2 protein-coding genes and 1 rRNA gene are annotated in these 3,400 nt (G+C 40.4%); 1 reads left to right on the top strand and 2 read right to left on the bottom strand.

From position 1 onward, the window contains the following. Window positions 1–338, bottom strand: a 16S ribosomal RNA gene (locus ACWJAO_RS13115); the annotation flags it as partial. Between the two features lie 576 nt (window positions 339–914). Between ACWJAO_RS13115 and ACWJAO_RS13110 the strand changes: the two genes are divergently transcribed. Further along, window positions 915–1,580: a B3/B4 domain-containing protein gene (locus ACWJAO_RS13110; RefSeq protein ID WP_449140573.1), complete on the top strand. Its 666-nt coding sequence runs from the start codon at window positions 915–917 to the stop codon at window positions 1,578–1,580. 425 nt (window positions 1,581–2,005) lie between these two features. On the opposite strand, the gene ACWJAO_RS13105 is transcribed toward ACWJAO_RS13110, so the two are convergent. Continuing rightward, window positions 2,006–2,935 carry a ComF family protein gene (locus ACWJAO_RS13105; protein WP_449140572.1) on the bottom strand — a complete coding sequence of 310 codons (930 nt, stop codon included), beginning with the start codon at window positions 2,933–2,935 and terminating at the stop codon, window positions 2,006–2,008. Between the last annotated feature and the right edge of the window lie 465 nt (window positions 2,936–3,400).

Here is a 3,400-nt window from a genome sequence, read left to right as displayed (position 1 = left end):
CGTGTCTCAGTTCCAATGTGGGGGACCTTCCTCTCAGAACCCCTACTGATCGTAGCCTTGGTGGGCCGTTACCCCGCCAACAAGCTAATCAGACGCATCCCCATCCATCACCGATAAATCTTTAATCTCATTCGGATGCCTTCGTGAGATATCATTGGGTATTAGTCTTACTTTCGCAAGGTTATCCCCAAGTGGTGGGCAGGTTGGATACGCGTTACTCACCCGTGCGCCGGTCGACGCCCATCAAAAGCAAGCTTTCGATGTCGTTTCCCCTCGACTTGCATGTGTTAAGCCTGTAGCTAGCGTTCATCCTGAGCCAGGATCAAACTCTCCATAGTAAAATATCATTTTTACTTCTTGCTTCATTGCTGAAGCAATCGGTGTTTGTTGTCTGTACTTAGGACGAATATCCTTTTCGTTTATTGAAGCTTAGTAAACCTGACTTGTCAGTTACTTGACGGTTCGTTTCTTTTACCCAGTCAACTTTCTTATTTCTAAGAAGTTAACCGCTTCTTGTACTACTTGTCTGTTTATGTAAAATCTTTCAAAGAACTCTTTCTTTAGTTGCTTAGAGAAACCGTATTTCTCAAAAGCGAGTGCAAAAGTACTAACTATTTTCCATTCCACCAAATCTTTTCGCAAAAAAGTTGAGATTTTAGCCGAATTTTAACACTTATAAAGATTCCGAGTCATCTCAAGCGTGCAAACACTTTATTATATACATGCCTGCCCAAGCCTGTGCGTGCGGGTGCACAGGCACATAAGCGCATAGGCGCAAATATAAACAGGTATACATGTGAGAGTAAGCCACAATAAAGGGAGAAAAAAGAGGGAGAAGCTTTGGCTATTACAATTTTTCTTCGTACTTTTGCCCTATCAATCAGTTAGGTTTAACAGAAAACGGAAATTGCATTATGAACATCATTGTATCAGATGAAATCGAATCAGTATGTCCTACCTTTGTGGGAGCATGCGTAGAAGCCAATGTGGTGAACACCCCTTATTGTCAGGAACTTTGGGATGAGATTCATGCACTTGGCGAAAAGTACAAAGAGACGCTGACCACGGAATCGCTGAAAGAGATGAGTGGCATTGCTGCCACCCGAAAGGTGTATCGTGCCTGCGGCAAGGATCCATCTCGCTACCGTCCTGCATCAGAAGCCCTTATCCGCAGAATGCTCCAGGGCAAGGAACTCTATCAGCGAGATACGTTGGTGGATCTGGTGAACCTGGCAAGCATAGCTTACGGCTACAGCATCGGCGGATTTGATGCAGACAAGTTTGAAGGCAACACCCTCACGCTGGGCGTAGGCAAAGCCGGCGAACCCTACAAGGGCATCGGTAGAGGCATGATTAATATAGAAGGTCTGCCTGTTTACAGAGACAAGATAGGTGGCGTAGGAACTCCAACCAGCGACAACGAGCGAACCAAGATGAGTATTGACACCACCCACTTGGTGGTTCTCATCAACGGCTACGACGGAGACGAACAGCATGTTCGAGAGAATGCAGAGTACATCATCCAGCTTCTGAAGAAATATTGCCAGAGTGATGGAGGCAGCTACTTCATCTACAAATAAAGAGGATGTGGCATAAGTTTATTATTCACCCTCTTCTTGTTGTTGGTAAATATAGGTCATGTCGTTGGATGAGATAGGATAGATCGCAGAAAGAGATTGGATAAGTTGCTGAAAGATATAGGATATGTTGTTGGAAGAGATAGGATATGTTATTGAGGCAGTCAGTATTTTCGGTCGCACAACAGCTGTTGTGCGCTTGCACAACAGAAGATATAGGTATCTTTGCATTTTTCTGAAAATCAAGAGATTACCTACACCTCTATTTACAAAGGTAACGATTTAGAAACCAGCTAACCACATAAAGCAGCATAAATTGTCTAAATCATCAGACCGCCTTTTCTGGTTGCAAAGATACAAGAATAAATCGGAGATAAAGAATATTTTAACGATATTTTAATCTCCGATTCCTTGTTTAGACAAATTCGTCAAGCAAACTCTGCGTCTCTAACTGTTCTTGCCATGAATATACCTCGTACAGATATTGCGCCAAGTTCCAACAATTTCTTGCCTATTTGGATCAAACTCGTTCCTGTTGTAACAACATCATCAATGAGCAAGACATGCTTGCCACGAATGTATTTGCTGTTGAAAGTCAGATTTTCTATTTTGTTCTCCCCTATAGTTCCCTTCAACTTTTCACGATCATACTCTATCCAAAGTGTTCTGAAACCATCGGTAATATTCAATCGTTTGGCTAAATCTCGACAAAATTTTGTAAATCTTATACCATGCGACTTTTTAGAAGAAGCAGGTATCGGTACAAGTACGGCTTTATCTTTGATAGAGTCAAAACATGAGAGTTTTGAAATACACAATGAGAATACCTTTGCCCATAACCAACTTTTCTCTCCATCCTTGAAAGCATACACTGAATTACGTGCTTGTCGTGCTTTCTTAGATACCTTTTTGCATGACAAAGGATAATAGTCATGTATGTAATGATATTCAATGTCATGGGTTATATCATGTCCTGCAAAGGATGTCTCATAAGTGAAGTAGTCGAAATTAGCCAATCCTTTGAAAAAGATAAATTCCAATATAGAATGCCAAATATCATAAGTATCTTTGTTTTTTGTCCTAAAGATGGAAGTATTTGAAATATCCAGGTCTCCCAGTCCCATGCCAATAATCAAGTCATGGCTAAATGTTTGTTGATGCACAATCACCCAGCCTACATTTTCACAAACTATTTGCAAATTGCAATTTATTTTGTGAAGGAAATAGAACTTTTCTGATTCGTCAGAACAAATGATGAGAAAATCACCATTTGTTTGTGACAAGATTTTTGTAGGAAGCTCATAAGAAAGACCTTCCTGCTCATTTGTATTGTTTATGCCTGCATATAATCGTCCCATAAGCAATATTTGTTTGAATTAAAATTCAAAGATACGGATTTTATAGTGAAAAAGGACTCTGACCTGCCATTTTTATGAATTTTATTGTTCTTTTTTGCTTTTTTCTGTTAATATGTCAAATCTATTCTGAGCGATATGATTTTTGTCATCATGTAAATATTCTACGTTTGGTGCAGAATTACAGGAATGCACATTCAGTATAAAAGTCAGCCGTGCTGACAACGGCTGACTTTTATAGCCACAACTCGCAGTTCCATTTTTATCGCACAATCCAAACGACATGAAACAGTGGCACGCCACCCTTTCATGTCTTAGTAGTACGGCATGAGGAAAAGTGTTTCTTTTTGTCGGTTGCAGGCTAACCGATCAAAAGAAACACCATTCCTTGATTTGCCGTACCATTTTGTTTGCATACTCCACCGCAAGAAAGAAGTCATTGATGTAAACCTCAACGACCACTTTCAT

The organism is Segatella sp. (assembly GCF_977051555.1).
This window is presented reverse-complemented; position numbering and strand designations above follow the sequence as displayed.

What these genes read in the sequence shown, in the direction of transcription:
- ACWJAO_RS13105 (WP_449140572.1), bottom strand. Translation starts at nt 2,935, where the DNA reads ATGGGACGATTATATGCAGGCATAAACAATACAAATGAGCAGGAAGGT.
- ACWJAO_RS13110 (WP_449140573.1), top strand. Translation starts at nt 915, where the DNA reads ATGAACATCATTGTATCAGATGAAATCGAATCAGTATGTCCTACCTTT.